Origin of the sequence: Wolbachia endosymbiont (group B) of Erebia ligea (assembly GCF_947179575.1) — a bacterium.
GTDB classification, from domain to species: domain Bacteria; phylum Pseudomonadota; class Alphaproteobacteria; order Rickettsiales; family Anaplasmataceae; genus Wolbachia; species Wolbachia pipientis_C.
This window is the reverse complement of the sequence record NZ_CAMXBW010000003.1, coordinates 59,236-82,867: the sequence shown is the minus strand read 5'-3', so window position 1 is coordinate 82,867 and position 23,632 is coordinate 59,236. Positions and strand designations below refer to the sequence as shown.

The following is a 23,632-nucleotide window of genomic DNA, read 5'->3' as shown; positions in this document are numbered from 1 at the left end:
TTAATTATGAAAGAGGCAAAGAAGAGTCCGGTAATTAGATTAAAGGCCACAGCTAAAGAATTCAATTTTAGTAAATTAAGAGCAGATCAAGATAATAAATTAGCGAATTCCGGTGAAACAATGTTCTTAGATTTTCAAAGAATGAATTTTATTATTAATGAAAAAGAAATAGATAAAAATTTTATTATTGCATTTAAGGAAGGAGCTAAAGATTATAAAAATGAGATTTTTAACCGTGATAATTTTGATAACCTCTCTGAAGAAGGTAAAGCTTTTATGGAACCAGTACTTAAGGAGCTTGATCAAGATAGACTATCTGAAGTTTGGGAAAATCATTGTAATAGCCCTACAGTTGCTGATGAAAAAAAAATTGATGAATATAGAAAGGAATTTGAGAGATTTTATAACGCAGGGAGAAGCTCTTATCATCTATTCTCCAAAAAAGATTACCGTGCATTAGCAAAGGAAATTTTTAAGGAAATGTTTAGATACGCTGGAGCAAGGGTTCCAAGTGATGCTATTTTAGAAGAGTTAGTCACCAATTGTAATCAAGCAGGGTATGGGGCTGGTATATTTAATGAATCTCATGCTGCACTCAGTAGTTGTAATTTAACTCCACACAGTCCTAAAAAAGTGCTAAACATTTACTGCACTGACCACAACCGCATAAAAGTGACGTCTGATATGGCAATACCTATAACCACGATTGACAATCCGGAAGAGAAAATATGTGACCTATCCAGCTCATTAGAATTTACACTTGAGTCTCAATATGGTGAAGACCTTGTAAAATATGGAGATGGTAAATTATCACTTACTATTCCTGAAGAGTTGAAAAACTATAAAGACAATGGCAAGACCTTGTTTGACATTATTAAAGAATATTTTCAGAAATTCTGTGCAAAACTAGGATTTAAACCTGAGGCAAAAATACAAATAGAGCATAGCTTAGGTACTCAAATCAAAGTAAACAACTATTTAGATGGTACAATATCTACTACAGGATCGGGTGCAAATGAAAAATTTACCAATCTTTTAAAGAAAAATCTCAGAGAGAGATTATTGGGATCAGGAGTTGCTCTAGGAGGTGAAGATGTTGATGATATTATTGAAGTCAGAGTATCTGCAGTTATGGATCTACTGCGTGATTATACTAAATTGGAAGATAATAAAGAAAACAGAGAGTTATTAATAAGTGAAGTAGCAGATAATTTAGGGCTTTCCACTCAAGATAAAACAGCATCAGAAGTATTGATGGAATTAAACTCTTTACCTTCTTCGATAAAAGGTCAGGTTAATCATAATCAAGTGCAGTTTGTTGTAAATATTTTTACCAATTTAATTGTTGAAGGAAAAAGCGAAGTATACAAAGAAAAAAATGCAATTAATGCAATTCATCAGAAGATAGATAAGGCAATTGTTGAGCAAGAAAAAAGAGCAACCAACAAACAAGATATAGAAAATGATAAATGGACAGATAAAATAAAAAAACAGAGATTATCTATGGAATCACATGGGCATTTGCATTAAAGATACTGTGTACAGAGGCGTAGTATGCTCAATTTTCGCCTTTCATTTAAAGAACTCAAATTGACCAAATACACTCAATCCAAAGCGTTTGTAGATTCGATATCTTGAGTAACTTGACGCAGAGAGAATTGTATACCTTAGTCAACTTTTCTATCGGTATCCATAAGGTAAATCATTATTTGAGTGTTACACCCAAGCCCTCTTTATTTTCCTCTGTTATCAAGCTGAAAATACCATTTGGTTTCATTATGTGTACGAAACTATTATGCTTGCAAGAAAAAAAACCTAAAAAACTGGAAAAGAGAATAGGGATTTGACATAAGCTATTCCCAAATTTTCAATGTTCATATGGTTATAAGAAGTATAGCTATTAATCATCCATTATTGATATACCTGAATTATTATCAGTAAATAAATCAAGTATAATGTTAGGTACTCTACCATCAACTATGTGAACAACCCCTGCACATTCTTCTACCATTTTAGTATATGACATAAGCCTTTCAACAAATTTTTCTCCTTTAATTTTTCCACAATCAATCGATTCTTTTAAATTTTTAATCAAGACTCTTCTATTGCCAACTTTGCTTATTTCTTCATCTGTATCACTCAAGATTATCATTTTAGATGCGTAAACTGCAAGTGCGATTGCACTTGCAGTGCTATCAGTATCAATATGATATGTTTCTCCATTTTTTCCATAACCGATAGGTGCAATAACTGGTATAGAATCTGATTCTTCAATAAAGAATAATATATCAGGATTGATTTCAGTTGGTCTACCGATAAATCCCATGTCTAGTATTTTTTCAATATTATTTAATCTATTTTCCCTAAACGTAGTGCTTATCTTTTCAGCTTTTATGAGGTTGCCATCTTTTCCACATAGTCCAATAGCTGAACCACCAGCAGAATTTATATTCTGAACAATTTTTTTATTAATTGAACCACACAGTGCCATTTCAATGATTTTCATAGTGCTTTTGTCTGTAAGTCTAACACCATTTATAAACTTATCATTCATACCTAGCATTTTTAACACTGAGTTAATTTCATATTCTCCGTCATGAACTACCACCGGATTTATACCAAGCTGTTTCAACAGAACAACATTATGCGCAAAAGCACTAAGCAGCGTTTCATCTGAGATTATTACACTGCTGCATTTGATGATAAAAGTTTCGCCTACAAATTTAGGTATGTTAGACAGAACTTCAAATAATATTTCTGTTTTTTCCTTCAATGGCATCTTACCATTTAAAGATTCATCACTTTTCATTTTTTTATCTTGTAAATTTGAAAAACTCATCTCTTATCTTGGTGATTTTATGCTTAACACGAATGCTTATTTGATGAATTGACACATATCCATTATTAACCCACTTTTGAGTATTTTCTAGAATAGCATCTAGACTTTCCTGACTCACTTTATCTATTTTTGTTAGCACAATATTAAAGTTAATATTATTACATATTAACCAATAAACAAAGTCTTTGTCTATTTCTTTTAATCCTACCTTGCTATCTATAAGCACAAACACTCTTTTTAGATTTCTCCTGTGAATTAGATAGTACTCAATTAGGTTTAAGTATTGTACTGCTTCTTCCTTGCTTGCACAAGAATAGCCATAACCCGGTAGGTCGACAATCCTAAACTTATCATTGTACATAGAGTAAAAATTTATTTGTCTAGTGCATCCAGGTTTAGAAGAAACTCTTGCAGCTTTTTTGCTGTTTATCAGCAAGTTGATTAAACTCGATTTTCCTACATTTGATCTACCAGCAAATGCAATCTCTGGAGCCGACTCATCTGGTAATGATTTTTTGTCTGAAGCTCCAAATATGAAGCTGCAGATTGATGTTATCTGTTTTGCCATTATACTTAGGTAGAAATATTCGAGACAATTATAGTGTTATTGCTTGATATAAGAAATTTTTTATTTCAGTATATATTACTTACTTAAACAGCTGAAAACTAGACCTGTACTATATGGATATAGAGAATAATTTACAAGACTTAAAAAAAAAGTTTTCTGATGTAGAGAGAAATCTGGAAAACCCTACCAATTTGAGTCAAAAAGAATTCGTTAGTTTTTCAAAGGAATACTCTGAACTCAGACCAATTATCGAGATAATCGATGAATATAATATATTAAAAGAGGAAATTTCAGATTTAGAAGAAATCATGAAAGCTGAGAACAGCGATGGTGATATAAAAGAGTTAGCAAAAGAAGAACTTCTTGAGAAGCAAAAGATACTATTACCGAAAGTAAAAGCAAAACTAAAGTTGGCATTATTACCCAAAGATGAAGATGACTCAAGAAATGCAATATTAGAAATTAGAGCAGGCACAGGCGGAGAAGAAGCAGCATTATTTGCAGCGATGTTATTTCGTATGTATCAAAAATATGCAGAAAGAAGAAATTGGAAGTTTGAGCCAATAAGTATTTCTAATACAGGTATAGGTGGCTATAAGGAAGCTTCTGCACTCATTAATGGAACAGAAGTTTTTGCAAGACTGAAATTTGAGTCAGGGGTGCACAGAGTACAAAGAGTGCCAGAAACTGAATCATCAGGAAGATTGCACACTTCCGCAGCTACTGTTGCAATATTACCTGAAGTAGAAGAGGTTGACTTTGAAATAGAAGAAAAAGATTTACGCATAGATGTTTATAGATCCAGTGGTCCTGGAGGGCAATCAGTGAATACAACTGACAGCGCAGTAAGGGTCACCCACTTGCCAACAGGGATAGTTGTAATACAGCAAGATGAAAAATCGCAGCACAAAAATAAGGCTAAAGCGCTCAAAGTGTTGAGAGCAAGGCTATACGAAATTGAAAGACAAAAAAAAGAAATGGAAAGGTCAACAATGAGGAAAAGCCAAATTGGTTCTGGAGATCGCTCTGAACGTATAAGAACTTATAACTTTCCACAATCAAGAATAACAGATCATAGAATTAATCTCACTTCACATCGACTAGAACAGATTATAAAAGAAGGTGAACTAGATGAATTTATTGAGGCATTGATTTCACGAAATGAAGCAGAAAGGTTGACTGGAGGAGGTAATGTTACTTTTTGATGGAAATTTGAAACAAAGCATAGGTATCAGGTTAAAAAGAAGTAAAGTTAGTTGTTCATAAGGTTGACAATTATTTAAATTTATGCTGTAATTGGCAGCTCTATAACTTACAGAAACTATGGAAGTTGACTTTAATCAATATGTTAATAGTAACACCTTAGAGTTAAATAATCTATATGTATATATGGAGAAGCTATAGTATTTTCTAAAATGGATGATAAAGTTCCATTATGGTATTACCAACCAAAAGCTGTAAGTCTGTATATTTATACATGAGAGATCTGAGGCGGCTTTTGATGGTATGCCAACAGTATTCTATAGGATTCAAATCTGGTGAATATGTTGGAAGATACAGCAAATGACAGCCAAAAGACTCTATTAATGATTTTGTTTTAGTGGTCTTATGAAATGTAGCATTATCCATAACTATAGTTGTGCCAAGTGGCAATTTAGGTAATAACATCTTCTCCAACCATGTATTGAATACCTCTTTGTCACACCCACCTTTGAAAGTCATTGGTGCAATAAATCTCTTTCCAATCCACCCGGCTACTATACTGATTCTCTCTCGAGTTCTCCCTGGAATATCTGCATAAATTTTCTTTCCTCTTGGAGCGCGTCCATATTCTCGGTATAACTTATTATCAACTCCTGCTTCATCTATATATAAGATGTTGGAATGGTCTATTTTTGAGATTTTATCAATAAATTGCTCCCTATCTTCTTGATTGCGCTCTTGATATAGTGTGACTTTTTTTTAAAGTAATTTTTAGCTGTTTTAGTCTATACCAAATTGAGTTTATTCCAAATCCAAGATTTTGTTTCATCTCTGCCAGAGTATGATCTGGATTCTTTGTAACATATTCTTCGAGTATTTTGGGGTCTATTTTTCGAATAAAGCTACCGTTTTAGATGGCTTGAGGCTTTCACCAGCAGCTTTCTTTTTTAACCAACGGTACAGAGTTGCTATTCCTATCTCCATAAGCTCTGCTACCTCAACCTTTGTCTTACCTTTTTCTATCATCAATACTGCCTTTTCCCTTAAATCCACACTATATGCCATTATAACTCAAATACTTTATTATACCTTTATCATTTACTTTAGGAAATACTATATATGCCATTATAACTCAAATACTTTATTATACCTTTATCATTTACTTTAGGAAATACTATAGTAAACTTTTTACAGAAAAAGCAAAATATTACAAGCTTGACTTTATCTAATTGTTATATTGATGCTCAGTGCGGAGAAGTTTTAAATGAAGCATTAGAGAATATTAATCTTCCAAATATTACTGAGTGTAAATTAACTTCTAGCATTATTGGCGCAGAAGGCTCAATAGCAATCACTAAATTGTTAAAGAATGGGTAACTTTCCAAATCTTGTTAAACTTGATTTAATTTCTAATGATATTGATGTTGAAAGTAGAATAATATTAATGAGTGCGCTAAGGGGTGGTAGTTTTTCAAATATTAAAGAATTTAATTTACTTTATGACGACGTTTGCAACGAAGGCATAGCAGCATTACGTGAATCATAGAACAACAATATGCTTCCAAATCTTATTAAGTTTAGTTTTTCCTTTAGTATTACTAATGATAACAAAGATATGGAAATGTCAAGCGAATACCTATTCGGTTAATAGCATCATATAGAAAAAGGCAAGTTACATTTATTTGTTGCTGCTCATAGAACATCCAAATTCAACTATAGACCTGCTAAAAGGTGTAGGAAATCTTACTGCTATTGACATTATTGCGAAAATTCCATCAATTGATAACTTCCTATTCTGTGTAAAAAAATAAGAAAGGAGAGGAAAAAAGGATTAGTTTCTTTTATGATTATCCAAGAAGTCTAGTCTAAATTCAAGTTTTGTGAATAGGCCTAGCGCTTAAATTTTTGATCAAAAAGGGACAAGTTTAGTAAAAAATAATGATATTATAAGTGGAACATAAAATAGTCCCACTGCAGTACTAATTAGGAGCAATAAAGTAGCTTTATCTGGTTGGTAATTTAAAATATTAGCAAGTATTATACTGGATCCAGAAATTGGAATAATAGCCAGTAACATCAGTGCTTTATAGATGCTTTCATCATATATACCTGTAACATGCTTGTCTAGTAAGACAATTCCCAAAACAAATAACGGCCAGAATATGTACTTTGCTACAATAGTGGTCAAAGCAAGCTTCCAATCTACTTTAAAATTTGTAATTTGTGCAATACTTACTCCAAGCAGCACCATTCCTAATGTGATAAATGTACTTCTAATATTTATCATAACATCTGTCAAAAAAGTGGGTATTTGTATATCATATATACTTAAAAAGAAGCCTAGAATCATCGCATATAATGAAGGAAGTTTGAGTAACTTTAATACGCATTCTTTTGCAGTATAGATACCATTTGCAGCTATATAAAATCCCAAGCTATTTTCAAATAGTGCCATTCCTATGTAACAGACAACATACACAGACACTGAATCTTCATCAAATAAAGCCATGGCAATCGGTAGACCAAAATAACCCATGCTTGTGCTGCCCGAGCTAAACGCTAATATGTTTCTCATGTTGTCCTTAAATAAAAAAGAAGAAAGATAATACACTGATAAGGACATAGTACTACCTATAAACCATATCAAAATCGGCAGAGAAATTACTTTTAAATTAACTTCTGTATGAGATACTCCGTATAAAATCACTATTGGATTAGCTATATAAAAGAGTATTTGAGATATAGTATTTCTATCAATTTTAAGATATCTTCCTGCTAAGTAACCAATAAGTATTGTAATGTAAATAGGTAATATTTTGAGGAAAAGAGTGAAGAACATACTAGCCTATTGTGATATCTTTGCTGATAAAGTGATATTAGATTTTAAGGTATTGTAAAAGCAAGTAAAATTTATTTTCCAATTAATCAAGTTCATAGTTAGTTAAAAAAGATTCACTGAGTGCCAAAATTTGTTCTTATATAGGACTTAATAATGATATTTTTATGATTAAATTATGTTAAGTTTGTATAAAGCTCCTTGTATATTTTTATAAACCACTTGTAGTAATTTAGGTAGATTGTTGAAAAAACACTCATCTTGAATGGTTCTCAGGAATTCTTGCCTTAATCATTAAAATCGCACTATTACTTTCCATAATTTTTTTAAAGCCAACTTTTTCGTAAACACGGATTGCACAAACATTTGCTATACCTGGGTCGACAAAGGCATTCTCATAAACTTTAAAGACAAATTTGTTTAAAAATATATTCAAAGCTTGTGAACCAACTCCTTTACCTACATAATTCAGCTCTCCGATATACCAGTCTATAGCAGCACAACTTTCTGGAAGTTCTAAAGTGTTATAGATCTGTTCAGGTGGGAAATCATGTTTGTTGTAATATTGAATATAACCAATATCAACTCCATCACAATTAATAATGAATGCGTGCATTGGTTTTTCAATAATTTGTGTCTTAAATTTCAAACGTTTGAATCCTTTAACGTAGTTGCTATATTTTTTCTCAATTAACTCTTGTGTCCAATTTATATCCGTATCCCACCACTTCTTTATATGGGGCATTTCTACCCATTTTAATAATAGTGAAAAATGTTCTTCTTTCAACGCTTTAAATGTGATATTTTTATTCATTAATTAAAGATTTTAAGTGTTACTACCGTTTTTATTAATTCTATCTCTAATTGCTAAGTTCATTGAAATTGATATTTCTGTACCTAGTTTTCCTGATATAGTACGCTATTTTAACGTACCGGAAGGCACAATTCAATTAACTATTGCTTATAATTTTTTAGGCGTTTGCATAGGAGGGTTATTTTTTGGTCCATTGTCTGAATGCTATGGCAGAAGAAGGATGATGATCATAGGCAACACTTTGCTACTCATCGGTGCTGTTGGCTGTGTTTTTGCGCTGTCAGTTTCTTGGCTTTTAATCTCTCGCTTTATTCAAGGCATTGGTGTTAGCACATCTGTAGTTGTGTTTGCAATTATTGCAGATAGCTATAAAGGCAACGAAGCAGTAAAATTTATTGGAATCATGAATTCTATTATCACAGTTCTCATAGCAATTGCACCAGTATTAGGCAGTTTCATCAACAAAATTGTTGGGTGGCGTGGCAACTATGCAAGTGTTGCAATACTTTGTTTCATCTCTTGGGTTTTGCTGCTTTTTCTGTTACCAGAAACAAAAAAGGACCGTGATATTTTTAGTCTAAAAAAATGATGAAAGACTATAAAAAATTATTATCAAGTTCAAAATTTATGGTGTTGTCTTTGGCACAGAGCCTTTTTTCTGCGGCTTATATGTCATTCATTACTTGTGGCCCTTTTTTGTATATGGAAACTTTTGGTTTATCCAGCACTATTTATGCGCTACATCAAGGTGCAATGGTTGGGTCTTTCTCACTAATTAGCCTGTTTTCCAGTAAGATCTTAAAGAAACTTGGAGCAATTTGGTGTGTAATTTCCGGTACAGGCGTAATTGCTATTGGATCCCTATCACTTTTAATATTCAGTATAATCATGCCCAGTGCTTACTACTTAGTAACGCTGTCTATGGTTATTTTTTGTATTGGCTGTGGAATTTGTCAAGCAGTCATTTTCAATGCATCATTAAATATTTTCCCTGAAATGAAAGGCACAACTTCTTCTGCAATTTCATTTATTAGAGCTTCTATCATGGCTATTTTTATCGGCTTAACAAGCTACGTTTACGATGGTCAAGCAACCAGTGTAGCTATTCTTGTTTTTTTTGCAGTAGTTCTAATTTACTGTCTATTTATTGTTTTCAAGGTCTGGAAAAATCTATAATCACCATATAGATCCTTCTCATTTCTAGTTATTGCGGTAATATGTATTGTAACTTTGCCGGCTGCTCTAGATGTATCTCTTCCAAATCACCTAATCTATATTAGTTAAAGAGTATTATCTTGCTCATGCGCCTAAAGTTTGAGAGCCAATTTTCAGCAATCCAATCAAATTCCAATTTTTTTCAAACAACTGTTTCTTGCTATTTTTGTACCTTAAAAAATTTAGCTTACTTTTACGCTAGCTTGTTCAAATAGCATTAGTACGATTTACTTTTTTTGAATGTAGAGATTTTCTAGGGATTGTCCTCTTAAATTCTATAGTATCTTGTTTAACATTGAAACGAGAATCCAGTTTCAAGCATTGAGGTGATGAAGAAAGGGCTGCTTTTATTCCACCCCTCTCAACTACTCGAGTAGTGGACAATGGAATACGATTACTTTCGTTTATACTAATCAGCACGTCAAATTCTATGCTATTATTGTGTTGTTTGATGTTGCTAGCTCTAATTTTACCATTTCCAAACCAAAACTTTATAGAATTACTCGCATCATGATTGATGTCTGCAGAATCAGGCAAAATAGCAAAATTCGCGTTGTTTACAAATCTAGAAAACGCATTTTTGATGTCGTTAAATGTACCGTAATGGTCTATATGGTCGTCATTAATACTTGTTACAACAGCAATATCTGCAGGAATTTTTAACATAGTTCCATCAGACTCATCAGCCTCAATTAAGAAAATGTCACTTTTGCCAAGTTTTGCATTACTCTGATAGGAATTTAATATTCCTCCAACAATTACAGTGGCGTCAGCACCAGAATGATCAAAAATGGAAGCAATCATAGCTGTCGTCGTCGTCTTGCCACTTGAACCTGAAACTGCTATCACATATTTACCTTTCATAATTTTAACCAGCATGTCTGACCTATGCAAAACGGTTTTATTGTTATTTCTTGCTGCAACTAGCTCCACATTATCAGGTTTTATTGCGGAAGAATGTACAACTATTTGAGCTTGTCTAATACTACTTGCATTGTGACCAATATAGACCTCTATACCTAATTTTTGTAACCTATCTATATTGTCGTTTGATTGCGTATCACTGCCTTGAACTTTATAACTGGAATTATGAAGAATTTCAGCAATTGCGCTCATTCCAATTCCACCTATACCGATTATATGTATTACTTCTTTTTTAGTGCTGTGCATATTTGGCAGTAGACGTTTACTTATTACTAAATTTATTATAGTATAATTTAAAATCCTCATGGTATCGAACCATTTCACTAAGTACAATGATAAAAAAACTAGCCTTTCTATGTCTAATATTCGTTTTGATGAGTAGTTGTAGTTTTAGCAATAGGTGTAATCACACCGCAGGTCATTATAAAATTGGCAATAGCTATACAATAAATGGTATCACCTACCACCCAAAATACTGTAGCTGTTATGAGGAAGTAGGAATAGCATCGTGGTATGGAATAGAAGATCATGGCACAATTACAGCTAACGGTGAAGTGTTTAATCGTCACTTGATTTCTGCAGCACATAAGACCTTGCCCCTACCCTGCTTTGTTCGTGTTACTAATTTAGAAAATGGAAGAAAGCTTGTTATAAGAGTTAATGATAGAGGGCCATTTGTTGAAGGTAGAATAATAGACTTGTCAGAAAAAGCAGCACAAGTTTTAGGACTTCATAAGTCTGGGCTTGCGAAGGTAAAAGTCGAGTACTTAAGAAAGAGGTCAGAACAATTGATACAAAATACTCCTCATTACAAAAGGCAATATGAAAAAGAAATGCAGAAACGTCACCCAAAACAAAACAATGCAGAAAGTAAGGGATATGTAGCATTTTTTGTAAACGCTCAGGTAGCTAAATCAGCTGCATCAAAGCTTCGTAATCAAGGAATAGAAAATGTTAGATTGCTTTTCAAGAATGATCAATATTGCGTAAAAGTAAGTTAAAACCTGCATTACAGATTGTGTAGCATGCCAGAAACTATTTGACAAATGAGAATGTTCCAAAAGCATGTGCGTCAAGTTGAGAAACTATCGTGAAATATAGCAATATTTAAGATTGGTATTTTATTTGTTACATTTCAGGTAGTGACAGCTACCTCAGCTATAGCTGTAAAAAATAATCTACCACTTAAGAAATTTCATTAAAAAAATAGCATAATCTTATTTCTCTAAAAAATACTATCTTCAACTTGAATATGTTGAAAAATATTTTGCGTATTATCCAAAAAGTCATCCTTTATAGCAGCTAGCTCGGATTGTTTTTGAGATAGATTATCTTCTATTGTTCTATTAAAACAATCAAGATCATTGCACTTTAGTTGAGAGCGCATGTCTCCATTTTCATATAAACCTCGTATAACGTCATAATATGCTCGAGTTTCATCAGTTTCTGGTTGTTGCTTTTCTTTGAGTATTGCCTTTAATTTTGAATCTATGTCTAATTCTCTTTTTATAGCTTCAGTAGCATTTTTATGATATTTTTCATAATCTTCAAAACTTTTTAATATTTTACCTTTTACTTCATTTTGTAACGTCTTTAGCAAATCTTTAGCATGAGGTTTTTCAATTTTTTCCTTCCACTCATCATACGTATATTCTTGTCGACTACCATATTTTGTATCTTGACACTCACTTCCTATGTTAAACAGCTCTTTGTTACAGATTTTATCACCCTGATAAAAGTAATCGCTTATATTAATTTTATCGCTAGTTAAGGTTTGTCTAATTGCTGCTTTATTTTCTGCAAGTTCTTCTCTGTACTTGCTAATGCAATTTAGTAATTCTTTTTTGCAATCTGTAGTCATAATCTGGCTCCTTTAATAAAATTAGACCTAATTTAGTGTAAAATAATTAATATTTTATTACTATTTTGGTTATAACTAAGATAGTAATGAGAAGTTCAGTGTCTACAAAGTTCGTTTAAACTATTTTCAAAATGGGTATAATATAATTTTAGGTTAATAAAATGAGTTACGATGTAATCATTTCAGGTGGTGGGCTGATTGGTCTTATTACTGCTATTGGCCTTAGTGATGATTCTGTATCTGTAGCCGTAATTGAAAAAAGTAGTTTGCCACGTACAGTTGATGATAATCGAGCATTTGCCATTTCTCAAGGATCAAAAAAAATACTAGAAAAATTAGGGATTTGGCGGCTCTTAGAAGGCGAAGCTGAACCAATACTTGATATATGCATATTAGATGGAAATAGCCCATTTACTGTGCATTATGATCATAAAATGGTCGGTGAAGAACCAATGGGTTATGTAATCAAGAGCGCTATTATATGGAATGCAATCAATAACAATTTTTTGCATAAACTCAATATATATTCTCCACGTTCCTATAAAACAATTTCTTGTGACGAAGGATACATGGAAGTTACTCTTGATAATGATCAAAAATTGATATCATCGCTATTTATCTGCGCTGAAGGTAAAAACTCTAAGCTGCCAGAGCTGTTTTCTATACCAATGATAAAATTTGGTTATAAACAAAATAGCATGGTATTTAATGTAAAACATGAACTACATCACCAAAACTTAGCTGTAGAGCGGTTTTTTCCTGGTGGTCCATTTGCAATTTTGCCAATGAAAGGTGGCTATACTTCTTCAATAGTTTGGACAGAAAAATGCGAAATTTCAAAAATGCTGATGAGCTTATCCGAAGAGGAATTTGTCATAGAACTCAAAAAAAGATTTGGTTCTTATTTGGGAGAAATTGAGTTAGAGGGTGAAAGAAGATTCTATCCTTTGAGTTTTTCTTTTGCAAGAAAGCTGCATAAAAGCAGAATTTTGCTGATTGGCGATGCAGCACATTCAATCCACCCGGTTGCAGGTCAAGGACTTAACCTTGGAATGAGAGATGTAGAGAGTGTTATTAGACAAATAACTGCTACAAAATCCTCTGGCATTGATGTTGGCAGTAATTATCTATTGAAGAAAATTTCATGTGACAGATACTTTGATAATTTTACTATGGCACTTGCAACTGATGGACTAAATAGAATATTTTCCAACAGAATACTTTGCGCTCAAGTTCTGAGAAATCTTGGTTTAATGGTAGTTGAAAATTCAGATTTTCTTAAAAAAAGCTTCGTTCGACATGCTATGGGGTTTATATAAATCATTAGATTTCTTTCATCATAATCAGGTGTCATTCAAATAGCTGACACTGGAGCTCAAATTCCATAATGTCATGCCAGTGCCCAGACACTGGCATCCAGAAAAATTTATAAGCAAACTTGAGCTTATGCTAAATTTGATGAAATGAAAAACTGGATTCCAGCGTCACGCACTGGAATGACAAGAAAAAGGGTACTGGCATGACATTAGATGATTTTCCTTATTTTAGCATTAAACGCGATGAAGAAAATCATTTATAATCGCTATAGCAACTAGTGTTGAAACCTGACGTACCTTTTGGCTTGACAAACGAGAGTTTTTATCTGATTTGACAACAAGGGCTTCTAGATGACTTTGAAAGTAAATATTACCACGCTTATCTTCGATAGCTTCTATTACCCCGTCATTGGCAAATGCTGCAATTTTATATCCAAGTAGCTCTAGCCTTCTTCTATTCTCTGTAGTATTACTTACTGTACCTGAATGAGCATTCGGAAAATAAGTTGAAAACCAGCCATTTTGATTAGGTAGTAAAAATCTAGCTACCACTTTTTCCAAACGACTACCTGGAACAATTTTTATCTGCTGAAGAGGTATATTCTCTTTTTGTGCTGATTTTAAATGATTCTTCTCATCATTAACAACATTTGTTACTTCAATTTCTTTTGCATACATAATGTCTTGTAAACCACCGCATATGGCAAGCAAATGAATTGTAGGATTGTCATCTACTATTTTTACAATTGCTTCATTCACAAGCTGGCGGTAAGGGTTAAGAGCTGAATGAAAGTTATCTGAAATAAATATTCTGTTTATCTTTTGCTTTTTGATAAATTTTGCAACTTCAACTTTTATTCGATCTAGTATCAGCTTTTTTGCCAATATTTCATCTTGTTTTGCAAACTCTTCTTGGATTTCTTTTAGATTAATTATTTTGTCGTAGTCAATGAATATAGTTTTAACCCCAAAATTATTGAATATCTCATAGATATTTTGAGATTCATCTGTTTTCAATAAACCAACAATTATATTATAATTTACTGCATTCTCTGCTGTCAAAGCAGATGGTTCTTTGTTTGCTTTTTCACTATAAGCGATATTACTTAATAGTAGAAATGTAATTAATAGTATATTAAATATTCTATTGTAACATTTATACATTATTTCCTAAATAATTATATTAATACTATAATATACTATAGAACATTAAGAAAAAGAATGTGGCCTGAGCAGGAATCGAACCAGCGACACAAGGATTTTCAGTCCTTTGCTCTACCAACTGAGCTATCAGGCCAACTACGTACTTTCATTTTTAGACAAAAAACGTTATCATGTCCATCAAAAGTTTTTGAAGTATAGAAACAAAGAATGAACATTAATAACAAAATAGGAATTTATCCTGGTACATTTGATCCTATAACTTTGGGGCACCTTGACATAATAAAAAGAGCATGTAAGCTAGTCGATAAGTTAGTAATTGGTGTTGCAGAAAATGTTAACAAACATACTAGTTTCAACATAAATCTACGCACAAGCATGGCTGAAAATGAAGTGAAAGGACTAGGAATTGACGCAGATGTCATATCTTTCAATGGATTATTAATGAATTTTGCCAAAGAGCAAAATGCTTCTGTTATTATCAGGGGGCTCAGAGCAGTATCAGATTTTGATTATGAATTTCAAATGAGCTGGGTAAACTATAAACTCCTTCCTGAAATCGAAACTATATTTCTTCCTGCATCTGAAGATACTCAATTTATCTCATCAGTTTTTGTGAAAGAAATAGCGAGATTAGGAGGAGATGTTAGCAATTTTGTATCAAAAAGTGTCCAAAGCGAATTGATTAATCTAAATAGGGTAAAAAATGGAGAATAAATATTTGTTGTTTTCTCCACTTCAAAGCGGTTATGCTCGATGTACAAAATACTATAAAATAAAGGAGCAGTATGTCAGAAGTGAGGGATAATAATCTAATAGTTTGCTGCTGTGGTGATGAGAATGATGATGGTTCTGGTCATCCAGTAGTATATTTACATAAAGAAGGAGAAATGTATTGTCCTTATTGCAGTAAGCCCATGAGTGAAATAGTAAACTCCGAAGAATTTCAATTTGTTGAGGTGAAAGCAGTGAATAAAAAGGAAAGGACCAAAGGTTAATAGCACTGTATCCGTTCAGAGGTGTGGCAAGGATAAAAAACAATTGACATAATATATTAAAGTAGTAATAACACAAAATGTTGATAGTAAAGTAAGGCTAGATGCTTCAATTGTTGATCAGTATTGTAGAGTTATGTAAAAACTTAGAGCAGAAAGTAGCAAAGATTGAAGAAAAAAATAAAATCTTAGAAATAGAGAATGCTGAACTAAGAGAGAGACTCGGCTTAAACTCAAGGAATTCATCTTTACCAAGTTCAAAAGAGCTGTACAAAATAAAAAAAGACACACCAGAAGATAAGTCAGAGGGCGGCAGGAAGATAGGTGGTCAAGTTGGACATAAGGGGAATTGCCGAGCTAAAATGGAAGCAGATGAGGTGGTGAAGGTAGAGTTACCAAATAGATGCGAGTGTGGTGAAGAAATCGCAATATCGGAAAAACCATATGTCTATCAAAAAGTTGATTTACCAGAAATTAAGCCTTACGTAGTTGAGTATCAATTAGAACATGGTCGCTGTCGTAAATGCGGAAAAAGAAGGAGTAGCAAATTACCAGAAGGAGTTACACCGGATACCTTTGGTCCTAGAGTTAAGTCAGTAGTTGCATCACTAAGTGGGTTTTATAAGAATTCAAAGCGAGAAATAGCGAATATTATGAAAGACATCTTTAACATGAGTATAAGTGTTGGTAGTGTGTCCAATAGTGAAGCAAGGGTTTCGTCAAAATGTAAAGAAGCCTATGAACAAATAGAGGAAGAAATAAAAGCAAGCGAAATTTTGCATATTGATGAAACCAGTCACTACAACAAAGGCAAATTGGGATGGTGCTGGATGTTTGCCAACAATAAAGCAAGTCTTATGAAGTTAGCAGATACAAGAGGAATGAAATTTTTAAAGAATAGTGCATTTTGTGATTACAAAAACCTGGTAATTACTGACAGATATGCAGTTTACAACCACTTCAGTGATGAAAAACGACAAATTTGTTGGGCTCACTTATTGAGAAATTTCGAGAGGTTATCTCATAGTTGGAATAGTGAAGTAATGAGACTTGGCCATTGTTTAAAAGACGCAGCTAATGGATTGTTTGTATTAAAAAACGCTTTGTCAGAAAATGAAATTAGTATTTCAAAGTTCACTAAGCAAGCTAAAGAATTACGAAGATACATACAGTACTGCATGATAAAAATATCTTATATACTTGAAGCAAAAGGAGCTTCACGAACGGTAAAGGGTATTATAAAATCCGAGTCAATGATGTGGACATTTTTGGATGACCCAGAGAATATTCCATTAACGAATAACCATGTTGAGCGACAGATACGGCATTATGTTGTCTATCGTAAGAATTCATATTTTGCACAGTCAGAGCGAGGGAATAGATTTCTTGAGCGGATAATTTCGTTGTATCTGACTTGGAAACAAAAGGAATTAAACCCTTTTCAAAACCTGCTAGCTGTTGTTTCTTAAACCACACCTCTGAACGGATACATAGCACTTCATTCTTTAGCTTATGTAAATAGCAATAAAGGGGGCAGTAAAGATGAAACTGTCCATACGGTCAAGTACTCCTCCATGGCCAGGTATTATACTTCCACTATCTTTAACATTGTAAACTCTTTTTATGAGTGATTCAGTAAAGTCTCCAAGTTGGGCTAGAATAGCAATTGTAACGCCAATTATTGGGGAATAGAAAATTGGAAATAAACTCAAAAATATTGAGCCAAAAATTGTACACACTATTCCAGCTAAGACTGCACCAAAAAGTCCTAACCAAGTTTTCCCAGGGCTAATGATTGGACAAATTCTAGTTTTACCAAAATTTTTGCCGAAAAAATAGGCAGCAATATCGATGCTCCAAATAGTTAAGATAAGCCATACTAATGCATATTTTCCCTGTGGTAGATTATATAAGCATATTAGCGAGGCATTTGGTAGTGCGATTAATAGTAATGCGAAAATGTATAAGATTCTATTGCCCTGAGTTAGATTATACCATTCAAAAGAAGATAAAACTGCAATTGAAAAAATTAGTAGATAAAATGATAAATCACTGAAATATGTAGCAAAAGAAAATATGAGTAATATTACTATTGAGGACAATATTCTAACCATAAAGTTATTATCTACCATATTTTTTTTCTCTTTTTGTATAATCTTCTAGTGCTTTGGTCAAATCTTGACAAGAAAAATCGGGCCACAAAGTATCACAAAAATACAATTCAGCATAAGCTGCTTGCCATAATAAAAAATTGCTTAACCTTTTTTCGCCACCAGTGCGAATTAATAAATCCAATTTTGGCAAATCTTTAGTATACAGAAATTTTTCAAATTCCTCTTCCAATACGCAATCAATATTTCCTTTTATGACGTTGTTGATAGCATGTATAATTTCCTGCTTTGCTCCATAACTAACTGCAACAGTGAGTAATAGACCATCGTTCTTATGTGTCACTTCTTCTGCTTTTTTGATTTGATCGAATATTTTACTGGGCAATAGACTTAAATTGCCAATAAAATTTAACTTAATGTTACAATTGTAAATGAATTTCATTTTATCTTCATTAGTTAAAGTGGAGTAAAATAAATTAAATAGGTAGTCTGTTTCGTTTTCAGATCTGAGCCAATTTTCCATGGAAAATGCATACAAAGTTAAGTAAGGTATGGCCAGGACTGTGCAATGCTTAGCAATATCAAATGCAACCTCACTGCCTTTTCTATAGCCATCAATTTTTACCCTTCCTTGATTGTTTGCCCACCTACCATTACCATCCATAATAATTGCTAGATGTTTTGGCAGAGATTCTAGATTCAACATTTGAATTCAACCTGTTCTAATTAGCTTAATGTCTATATCTCTGTATGAAACGTTCACTATATCCACCTAAAACTATATTATTACTGAAAAATCATTGATAGTCTATATTACAAAAATTTTCTCAACCTCGGTGTCAGCTGCCAGTGATTTTACCAAGAAAATATAGTAAAAATAGTCTGATATAGATGGTTTTACGATATAGTAAAATTATTATAAATAAATGAATTTGGTGTTATTAGAAATACCTAGCTCTTTTATGTGGATTGATATTCTCAATAACCTGCTCTAAAGATAAATTATATAATTTTGACACAGGTTCTTTGCATTCAATATATCTTTCAAATGTAAGGAATGGTACAAGTGAATTTATATTTATGTCCTGCTCTTGAGGAAGATCTTTACCGCCTAAGATAATCCCTGGGAAAGGATATTGAGTATATATACTCAGCTCTTGGGGAACATATTTAATTATATCTTCGTAAATACGTTCCTTGTTGTTCAAGTAATCGATATTAATATCTGTAATTTTACCAGCTTTACGCAGGAGTATAGCAAGCCTCAAAGTCGACTTTACGCTAGGTTTAAAATTTTTAAATATATTAACAAATACCTTACCAGTAACATTATCTGTTATTGCTTTTAGCTCTTGAGTGGTAACAGAATTGATGCCCTTAACAGCGTTTTGATCTTCTAGTACTTCTATAATATCCTGAAGACTAAACTTCTCAAATATGAGTTCTGATTTCTCAGGAGCAATATTTTCTAGTACTTTTATAATATCTTGAAGACTAAACTTCCCAAATATGAGTTCTAATTTCTCAGGAGTAATCGAATTGATGCAATCAACAATTTTCTGATTTTCTAGTAATTCTATTGTATCTACACAGTTAAGCTTATCACTATAAAATATGAGTCGAAATTTTTCAATGTTAAAAGAAATGATATTCTCAACAACCTCCTGATTTTTTAGTAGTCTTATAATATCGCTAAGAAGAAACTTATCATTACAAAGTATGAATTGAAGTTTTTCATAATCAATAAAATTGATGTGCTTAACAAGCTCTTGATTTTCTAGCAAACGTATAATCTTGTGACTGCTACTAGCATACTTGCTACTATTAAACTTATCACTATTATGAATGAGTTCAAATTTTTCATAATCAATAAAATAGAGGTATTCAACAACTCTTTGATTTCCTAATAACTCTATAATATTTTCACCACTAAACTTATCACTCTTGAGTATAAGTTGAAGCTTTTTATCATCAAGAGAGTTAATTAGATCAATAGAACTCGAATCTTTTAGTAATTCTGTAACATTTTGCTCACTAAGCTTACCATCACTCTCAACTATCATCCATTGAATAAAACGGATATTCCTAATAGCATTTTGATTGTCTAGTGGTACTCCCACATCTGCATCGTTACAAAACTGAACATCATCAACACGTTTTTCATTAGTTCCTTTATCTCCTAATGCTTCTTTGGCGAAGTTATTCGGATCATTTTTTTCATCTTCCTCGTAATCAAAATTATCATAATATCCATAATCTTCTTCATTCTCCTCGCCATCACTACTGTCAAATTCACTACTGCGAACCTCTTCACCTTTTAGTATTTCTAGAATATTGTGCTCCGAAGGTGCATCATTTAGCATGGACCTAAACATTTCATCATCATAATCGTTGATGTGATTAACAATGCTTTCATCTAATAGTAATTCTTCAATACCTTTGTGACTAAACTTATTATGATACTTGCATAAGATTTTAAGCTTACTGTAATCCATTGAATTGATACCATCAACAACTCTTTGATTTGATAGTAATTCTCTGTTATAAGTCTTACATATCAGTTGAAGTTTTTCGTTATATAAGTCTTCTGCATTGCCTGCCTTATCAAAATCCATAATCTTATTTCAATTTACTTAGTATTTTAATTTTGCATGTATTAGGAGGAAATAATCAAGCATTATGATAAAAGGCCTAATGAATTTATTAGTTTATTTATGTTTCTTTTCATGTATAAATTTATAGAAAGTTTTATGTAGAAGTTATTTTATGAGCAAAATTATAGAAATTAGAGCGCCAAAAACTCTTGGTGGTGAATCGGTTACGGAAGGTATAGTAAAAATAAAGAAAAATATCGGTGAAGCAATAAAAGTAGATGACTTGATCTTTGAAATTGAGACTGACAAAACAGCACTAGAATTAACTGCAGAAGCTTCAGGACAAATAACCGAATTTCTTGTGAAAGAAGATGATGTAATCAGCCCTGATCAATTATTGGCAAAACTTGCTGTAGGAGAAGTAAAAGAAGAAGTGAAAAAAGAAGATAAAGGCGAAAGCCCTGATAAAAAAGATGCCCCTTCAGCTCGTAAAATTATGGAAGAAAATGCAATTAGTGCAGAAAATGTAAAAGGAACTGGCATGGGAGGCAGAATAACTAAAGCGGATGTGATAGACCATATGAGTAAGGCTGAACAACCTGCGGTAAAACAATATGAATCGCCAAAAAGCGTAGCAAGTGGAGAGAGAAGAGAAGAACGAGTGAAAATGAGCAAAATAAGGCAAGTCATTGCTGCTCGTTTGAAAGCATCGCAAAATACTGCTGCAATACTGACCACGTTCAATGAAATTGACATGAAAAACGTCATGGATCTGAGGGCAAAGTATAAAGAAACTTTTGAAAAGAAATATGGAATAAAACTGGGTTTCATGTCGTTTTTTATAAAGGCAGCAGTGCAAGCACTAAAAGAAATTCGTGAGATTAACGCTGAGATTTCAGGTGATGAAATTGTATATAAAAATTACTATGACATAGGTGTTGCTGTTGGCACTGACAAAGGTCTTGTTGTACCAGTTATTCGTGATGCTGATCAAATGTCATTTGCCGAGATTGAATTGACTTTAGTTGCTCTTGGCAAAAAAGCACGAGAAGGTAAGCTGCAAGTATCGGAAATGGAAGGTGCAACATTTACTATCTCAAACGGTGGTGTATACGGTTCACTTCTTTCTACTCCAATAATCAACCCTCCCCAATCTGGAATACTTGGCATGCACTCAATACAAAATAGGCCAGTTGCTGTGAGTAGCTCAATTGAAATCAGACCTATGATGTACATTGCCTTCTCTTACGACCACAGAATAGTTGATGGTAAAGGAGCAGTTACTTTCCTTGTTAAAATCAAAAATTACATAGAAGATCCAAATAGATTGGTTTTGGAAATTTAAACAGATTAAAAAACGACAAGTAAGTTTTTCTGAAGTTTTCAAGTTGGGTGTTACAGTTGTACAAACATTTGCAAAGGTAACTCATACGAAAAATGGTCAGTGTTTACTGTACGAGAACTGTGATTTAGGACTAAAAAATGCGAGTAGCCCCTTTGGTGTTATCCAAGTACTGGGATCCAGATTGCAAGTAATGCATTAGGTTGGGTGAGTGTTATAGAATGATGGTGTCATTCCAGCGCGTGAAGCTGGAATCCAGAAAAATTTACAAAGCTTATGCTAAATTTGATGAGATTAAATGAAAACCAGCATCATGCGCTGGAATGACATCATTTACTATGTGCCAAATTGCAATGTTCGTAAAGTTGTGTGTGTGGTCCACCAAGGGGTGTCAGCTACTTGCATGACACTATCTACTATTTCTCCTTGTCTGAATGAATACAAAACGATTTTTGGTTACTCACGAAATAGATTTGTCCATTTTGCTCTTATTATTTAAAACGCTTTTATGTCAAATATGTCAAAATTTTTATTTGACATATGTTAAAAACATTCTAAGACAAGGCTATTTATAGAATAAGGGGTATATAATGTTAAGTAATTCTTCTAAAGAAAAAAACTCTGAGGCTGTTCAAGGAACACCTGGACCAGTGTCAAGTGATAAATCGAATAGGACTTTCAATTTTCCTCCGAATAATAGGGTGAGAGAAGATGATCATCCATTTTTAGGTACCAAACATGACCGCAAAATTGAATATTTAGATTGTGATGATGAAGAGTCAAAAAGGCGAATTCTTGCTGATAGCTCTCCTTATAATTCAGAAAATGAAAATCACGGTAAATATCTAAAAGGCAAGATTATTGATGAAACTAAGCAAGAAATTGCTAAACACATAGAAAACAGTGATGTAGAATCTGTACAGCTTAGAGTGAGAAGTCCAATTAGAACTATGTTGACTGCAAGAATTGTGCTGAATGATAATAAAGGAAAAATAAACATTAGTAATATTTTAACTAATGATTTTTTTGAAAGCAATAGGATAACGGCGGTTACATTGTTGCTACCTGGAGATGAAAAAAGAGGAATGCGTGAACGAGTTGATGAGCATGGAGTAAGAATTTATGAAGTAGCTAATGGCTCATATAACATGACTTTGAATTGGTACGATGAAGAAAAAGAGTGTAAAATGAAAATTAATATTAGTGATGACGGTTCTATCAAGCTTATTGAAAGCAATGATATCACTTGGGAGCAAATAGCTGCACATAAAGAAGTAAAAGTAGGAAAACAATACGAAGCGAAGTCCTTGCATGATGCACTATCCTACTTACGTAAAGAAGGTTCTGAAATAGTAAAAGTTTCACAGAATCCTTCAACAAGTATGGAAAGTGTGACTATATCAAAACAACTTTCTTTTGCTCAAGGAGTAAGTAAATAAGAAGACTTTATGAGCTGTTTGCAAATGTAGGCAGCTTATATTTCAGTATCCTTATTTCATGTTCTCTAGAGTATTTTCTGTACTTTCTTTATAAAAACCACAGGCGCCAGTGGATTTTTAGCCAAAGTAAAGGTCAAGTGTCTGGAATTCTGGACATAAAATCCTCCTGTGTAAAAAAGAGTTAGAAAGAAAATGCAGTGCACATACGACAGATATACACTGAAGAATACATTTTTTAATAAGTTTGATTAAAAAGTCTGCAGACTAAAGATAGATTTTGAGCCCTTAAAATATCTCTATTTGTAATTATAATTAGATTGAAAATATGCGGAAGTAATTTTTATACGTTAGCTATGTTTTAAAACATAATTGACTTTACTCAGTTAATATTCCAAATTATAAGAAAGGCAAATA

Annotated in this window: 24 protein-coding genes, 1 tRNA gene and 1 pseudogene; 12 read left to right on the top strand and 14 right to left on the bottom strand. The window is 32.8% G+C overall.

All coding sequences use genetic code 11. The annotated features are described in order from the left end of the window. Positions 1-6 precede the first annotated feature (6 nt). Complete coding sequence (locus OM962_RS05245; RefSeq protein ID WP_264331061.1) at positions 7-1,530, top strand: hypothetical protein; 1,524 nt, start codon at positions 7-9, stop codon at positions 1,528-1,530. Positions 1,531-1,900: 370 nt separating this feature from the next. Here OM962_RS05245 and argB read toward each other — a convergent pair whose 3' ends face one another. Together argB and yihA are read right to left on the bottom strand one after the other, a co-directional pair. Continuing rightward, positions 1,901-2,839, bottom strand: coding sequence for an acetylglutamate kinase (gene argB, locus OM962_RS05240; RefSeq protein WP_225247199.1), 939 nt, complete (start codon positions 2,837-2,839; stop codon positions 1,901-1,903). Further along, entirely contained in the window at positions 2,814-3,410 is a 597-nt protein-coding gene (yihA, locus tag OM962_RS05235; protein ID WP_264331175.1) for a ribosome biogenesis GTP-binding protein YihA/YsxC, read from the bottom strand. The genes argB and yihA overlap by 26 nt, the downstream gene beginning before the upstream one ends. A 110-nt stretch (positions 3,411-3,520) precedes the next feature. Between yihA and prfA the strand changes: the two genes are divergently transcribed. Continuing rightward, positions 3,521-4,612: a peptide chain release factor 1 gene (prfA, locus tag OM962_RS05230; RefSeq protein ID WP_264331060.1), complete on the top strand. Its 1,092-nt coding sequence runs from the start codon at positions 3,521-3,523 to the stop codon at positions 4,610-4,612. A 205-nt stretch (positions 4,613-4,817) separates the two neighbouring features. Here the strand turns inward: prfA and OM962_RS05225 are convergent, their stop codons facing one another. From OM962_RS05225 to OM962_RS05215, 3 genes are read right to left on the bottom strand one after another with little or no spacing between them, the layout of a single operon-like run. Further along, positions 4,818-5,300, bottom strand: coding sequence for an IS630 family transposase (locus OM962_RS05225; RefSeq protein WP_264331174.1), 483 nt, complete (start codon positions 5,298-5,300; stop codon positions 4,818-4,820). A 28-nt stretch (positions 5,301-5,328) separates the two neighbouring features. Then, the gene (locus tag OM962_RS05220; protein WP_264330464.1) at positions 5,329-5,448 is read right to left on the bottom strand and encodes a hypothetical protein; all 120 of its coding nucleotides are present in this window, start codon (positions 5,446-5,448) and stop codon (positions 5,329-5,331) included. Between the two features lie 47 nt (positions 5,449-5,495). Further along, complete coding sequence (locus OM962_RS05215) at positions 5,496-5,675, bottom strand: transposase (RefSeq protein ID WP_264330453.1); 180 nt, start codon at positions 5,673-5,675, stop codon at positions 5,496-5,498. Positions 5,676-5,825: 150 nt separating this feature from the next. On the opposite strand from OM962_RS05215, the gene OM962_RS05210 reads away from it, so the two are divergent. Then, positions 5,826-5,987, top strand: coding sequence for a hypothetical protein (locus tag OM962_RS05210; protein ID WP_264331059.1), 162 nt, complete (start codon positions 5,826-5,828; stop codon positions 5,985-5,987). A gap of 532 nt (positions 5,988-6,519) precedes the next feature. On the opposite strand, the gene OM962_RS05205 is transcribed toward OM962_RS05210, so the two are convergent. Then, on the bottom strand, positions 6,520-7,449 hold the full coding sequence (locus OM962_RS05205) for an AEC family transporter (RefSeq protein ID WP_264331058.1): 930 nt from the start codon (positions 7,447-7,449) through the stop codon (positions 6,520-6,522). Between the two features lie 253 nt (positions 7,450-7,702). After that, complete coding sequence (locus OM962_RS05200) at positions 7,703-8,260, bottom strand: acetyltransferase (protein ID WP_264331057.1); 558 nt, start codon at positions 8,258-8,260, stop codon at positions 7,703-7,705. Positions 8,261-8,276: 16 nt separating this feature from the next. Between OM962_RS05200 and OM962_RS05195 the strand changes: the two genes are divergently transcribed. Then, a complete protein-coding gene (locus OM962_RS05195; RefSeq protein WP_254229636.1) occupies positions 8,277-8,849 on the top strand; it encodes an MFS transporter in 573 nt (190 codons plus the stop codon). After that, positions 8,846-9,436: an MFS transporter gene (locus tag OM962_RS05190; protein ID WP_245801406.1), complete on the top strand. Its 591-nt coding sequence runs from the start codon at positions 8,846-8,848 to the stop codon at positions 9,434-9,436. The genes OM962_RS05195 and OM962_RS05190 overlap by 4 nt, the downstream gene beginning before the upstream one ends. Positions 9,437-9,876: 440 nt before the next feature. Here OM962_RS05190 and OM962_RS05185 read toward each other — a convergent pair. Next, positions 9,877-10,705: pseudogene (locus OM962_RS05185) on the bottom strand (Mur ligase domain-containing protein); the annotation flags it as partial. A gap of 26 nt (positions 10,706-10,731) precedes the next feature. Here OM962_RS05185 and OM962_RS05180 point away from each other — a divergent pair. Next, positions 10,732-11,400: a septal ring lytic transglycosylase RlpA family protein gene (locus tag OM962_RS05180; protein ID WP_012481726.1), complete on the top strand. Its 669-nt coding sequence runs from the start codon at positions 10,732-10,734 to the stop codon at positions 11,398-11,400. 224 nt (positions 11,401-11,624) lie between these two features. On the opposite strand, the gene OM962_RS05175 is transcribed toward OM962_RS05180, so the two are convergent. Continuing rightward, positions 11,625-12,260 carry a hypothetical protein gene (locus OM962_RS05175; RefSeq protein ID WP_264331055.1) on the bottom strand — a complete coding sequence of 212 codons (636 nt, stop codon included), beginning with the start codon at positions 12,258-12,260 and terminating at the stop codon, positions 11,625-11,627. A 161-nt stretch (positions 12,261-12,421) separates the two neighbouring features. On the opposite strand from OM962_RS05175, the gene ubiH reads away from it, so the two are divergent. After that, a complete protein-coding gene (gene ubiH, locus OM962_RS05170) occupies positions 12,422-13,579 on the top strand; it encodes a 2-octaprenyl-6-methoxyphenyl hydroxylase (RefSeq protein WP_264331054.1) in 1,158 nt (385 codons plus the stop codon). A gap of 231 nt (positions 13,580-13,810) precedes the next feature. Here ubiH and OM962_RS05165 read toward each other — a convergent pair whose 3' ends face one another. Continuing rightward, positions 13,811-14,740, bottom strand: coding sequence for a gamma-glutamyl-gamma-aminobutyrate hydrolase family protein (locus OM962_RS05165; protein ID WP_264331053.1), 930 nt, complete (start codon positions 14,738-14,740; stop codon positions 13,811-13,813). A 60-nt stretch (positions 14,741-14,800) separates the two neighbouring features. Beyond that, positions 14,801-14,873: transfer RNA gene (locus OM962_RS05160), tRNA-Phe, on the bottom strand. A 74-nt stretch (positions 14,874-14,947) separates the two neighbouring features. On the opposite strand from OM962_RS05160, the gene coaD reads away from it, so the two are divergent. The 3 genes from coaD to tnpC all read left to right on the top strand — a co-directional run bounded on the left by coaD (position 14,948) and on the right by tnpC (position 17,201). Beyond that, positions 14,948-15,454: a pantetheine-phosphate adenylyltransferase gene (gene coaD / locus OM962_RS05155; protein ID WP_063630499.1), complete on the top strand. Its 507-nt coding sequence runs from the start codon at positions 14,948-14,950 to the stop codon at positions 15,452-15,454. Positions 15,455-15,525: 71 nt separating this feature from the next. Next, positions 15,526-15,735, top strand: a complete 210-nt coding sequence (locus OM962_RS05150) for a zinc-finger domain-containing protein (RefSeq protein ID WP_264331052.1) — start codon at positions 15,526-15,528, stop codon at positions 15,733-15,735. Between the two features lie 113 nt (positions 15,736-15,848). Further along, positions 15,849-17,201 (top strand): IS66 family transposase, encoded by a 1,353-nt coding sequence (gene tnpC, locus OM962_RS05145; protein ID WP_264330459.1) that lies wholly within the window; start codon positions 15,849-15,851, stop codon positions 17,199-17,201. A gap of 36 nt (positions 17,202-17,237) precedes the next feature. Here the strand turns inward: tnpC and OM962_RS05140 are convergent, their stop codons facing one another. The 3 genes from OM962_RS05140 to OM962_RS05130 all read right to left on the bottom strand — a co-directional run bounded on the left by OM962_RS05140 (position 17,238) and on the right by OM962_RS05130 (position 20,458). Further along, the gene (locus tag OM962_RS05140) at positions 17,238-17,864 is read right to left on the bottom strand and encodes a phosphatidate cytidylyltransferase (RefSeq protein ID WP_264331051.1); all 627 of its coding nucleotides are present in this window, start codon (positions 17,862-17,864) and stop codon (positions 17,238-17,240) included. Next, positions 17,854-18,549 carry a polyprenyl diphosphate synthase gene (uppS, locus tag OM962_RS05135; RefSeq protein WP_063630495.1) on the bottom strand — a complete coding sequence of 232 codons (696 nt, stop codon included), beginning with the start codon at positions 18,547-18,549 and terminating at the stop codon, positions 17,854-17,856. Before uppS ends, OM962_RS05140 begins: the two co-directional genes overlap by 11 nt. A 235-nt stretch (positions 18,550-18,784) precedes the next feature. Further along, complete coding sequence (locus OM962_RS05130) at positions 18,785-20,458, bottom strand: hypothetical protein (RefSeq protein WP_264331050.1); 1,674 nt, start codon at positions 20,456-20,458, stop codon at positions 18,785-18,787. Between the two features lie 151 nt (positions 20,459-20,609). On the opposite strand from OM962_RS05130, the gene odhB reads away from it, so the two are divergent. Both odhB and OM962_RS05120 read left to right on the top strand, forming a co-directional pair. After that, positions 20,610-21,782, top strand: a complete 1,173-nt coding sequence (odhB, locus tag OM962_RS05125) for a 2-oxoglutarate dehydrogenase complex dihydrolipoyllysine-residue succinyltransferase (RefSeq protein ID WP_264331049.1) — start codon at positions 20,610-20,612, stop codon at positions 21,780-21,782. Between the two features lie 587 nt (positions 21,783-22,369). Then, a complete protein-coding gene (locus OM962_RS05120) occupies positions 22,370-23,218 on the top strand; it encodes a hypothetical protein (RefSeq protein ID WP_264331048.1) in 849 nt (282 codons plus the stop codon). The last annotated feature ends 414 nt before the right edge of the window (positions 23,219-23,632 follow it).

What these genes read in the sequence shown, in the direction of transcription:
- OM962_RS05245 (WP_264331061.1), top strand. Translation starts at nt 7, where the DNA reads ATGAAAGAGGCAAAGAAGAGTCCGGTAATTAGATTAAAGGCCACAGCT.
- argB (WP_225247199.1), bottom strand. Translation starts at nt 2,839, where the DNA reads ATGAGTTTTTCAAATTTACAAGATAAAAAAATGAAAAGTGATGAATCT.
- prfA (WP_264331060.1), top strand. Translation starts at nt 3,521, where the DNA reads ATGGATATAGAGAATAATTTACAAGACTTAAAAAAAAAGTTTTCTGAT.
- OM962_RS05215 (WP_264330453.1), bottom strand. Translation starts at nt 5,675, where the DNA reads ATGGCATATAGTGTGGATTTAAGGGAAAAGGCAGTATTGATGATAGAA.
- OM962_RS05205 (WP_264331058.1), bottom strand. Translation starts at nt 7,449, where the DNA reads ATGTTCTTCACTCTTTTCCTCAAAATATTACCTATTTACATTACAATA.
- OM962_RS05200 (WP_264331057.1), bottom strand. Translation starts at nt 8,260, where the DNA reads ATGAATAAAAATATCACATTTAAAGCGTTGAAAGAAGAACATTTTTCA.
- OM962_RS05190 (WP_245801406.1), top strand. Translation starts at nt 8,846, where the DNA reads ATGATGAAAGACTATAAAAAATTATTATCAAGTTCAAAATTTATGGTG.
- OM962_RS05180 (WP_012481726.1), top strand. Translation starts at nt 10,732, where the DNA reads ATGATAAAAAAACTAGCCTTTCTATGTCTAATATTCGTTTTGATGAGT.
- OM962_RS05175 (WP_264331055.1), bottom strand. Translation starts at nt 12,260, where the DNA reads ATGACTACAGATTGCAAAAAAGAATTACTAAATTGCATTAGCAAGTAC.
- ubiH (WP_264331054.1), top strand. Translation starts at nt 12,422, where the DNA reads ATGAGTTACGATGTAATCATTTCAGGTGGTGGGCTGATTGGTCTTATT.
- OM962_RS05165 (WP_264331053.1), bottom strand. Translation starts at nt 14,740, where the DNA reads ATGTATAAATGTTACAATAGAATATTTAATATACTATTAATTACATTT.
- coaD (WP_063630499.1), top strand. Translation starts at nt 14,948, where the DNA reads ATGAACATTAATAACAAAATAGGAATTTATCCTGGTACATTTGATCCT.
- OM962_RS05150 (WP_264331052.1), top strand. Translation starts at nt 15,526, where the DNA reads ATGTCAGAAGTGAGGGATAATAATCTAATAGTTTGCTGCTGTGGTGAT.
- OM962_RS05140 (WP_264331051.1), bottom strand. Translation starts at nt 17,864, where the DNA reads ATGGTAGATAATAACTTTATGGTTAGAATATTGTCCTCAATAGTAATA.
- uppS (WP_063630495.1), bottom strand. Translation starts at nt 18,549, where the DNA reads ATGTTGAATCTAGAATCTCTGCCAAAACATCTAGCAATTATTATGGAT.
- OM962_RS05130 (WP_264331050.1), bottom strand. Translation starts at nt 20,458, where the DNA reads ATGGATTTTGATAAGGCAGGCAATGCAGAAGACTTATATAACGAAAAA.
- odhB (WP_264331049.1), top strand. Translation starts at nt 20,610, where the DNA reads ATGAGCAAAATTATAGAAATTAGAGCGCCAAAAACTCTTGGTGGTGAA.
- OM962_RS05120 (WP_264331048.1), top strand. Translation starts at nt 22,370, where the DNA reads ATGTTAAGTAATTCTTCTAAAGAAAAAAACTCTGAGGCTGTTCAAGGA.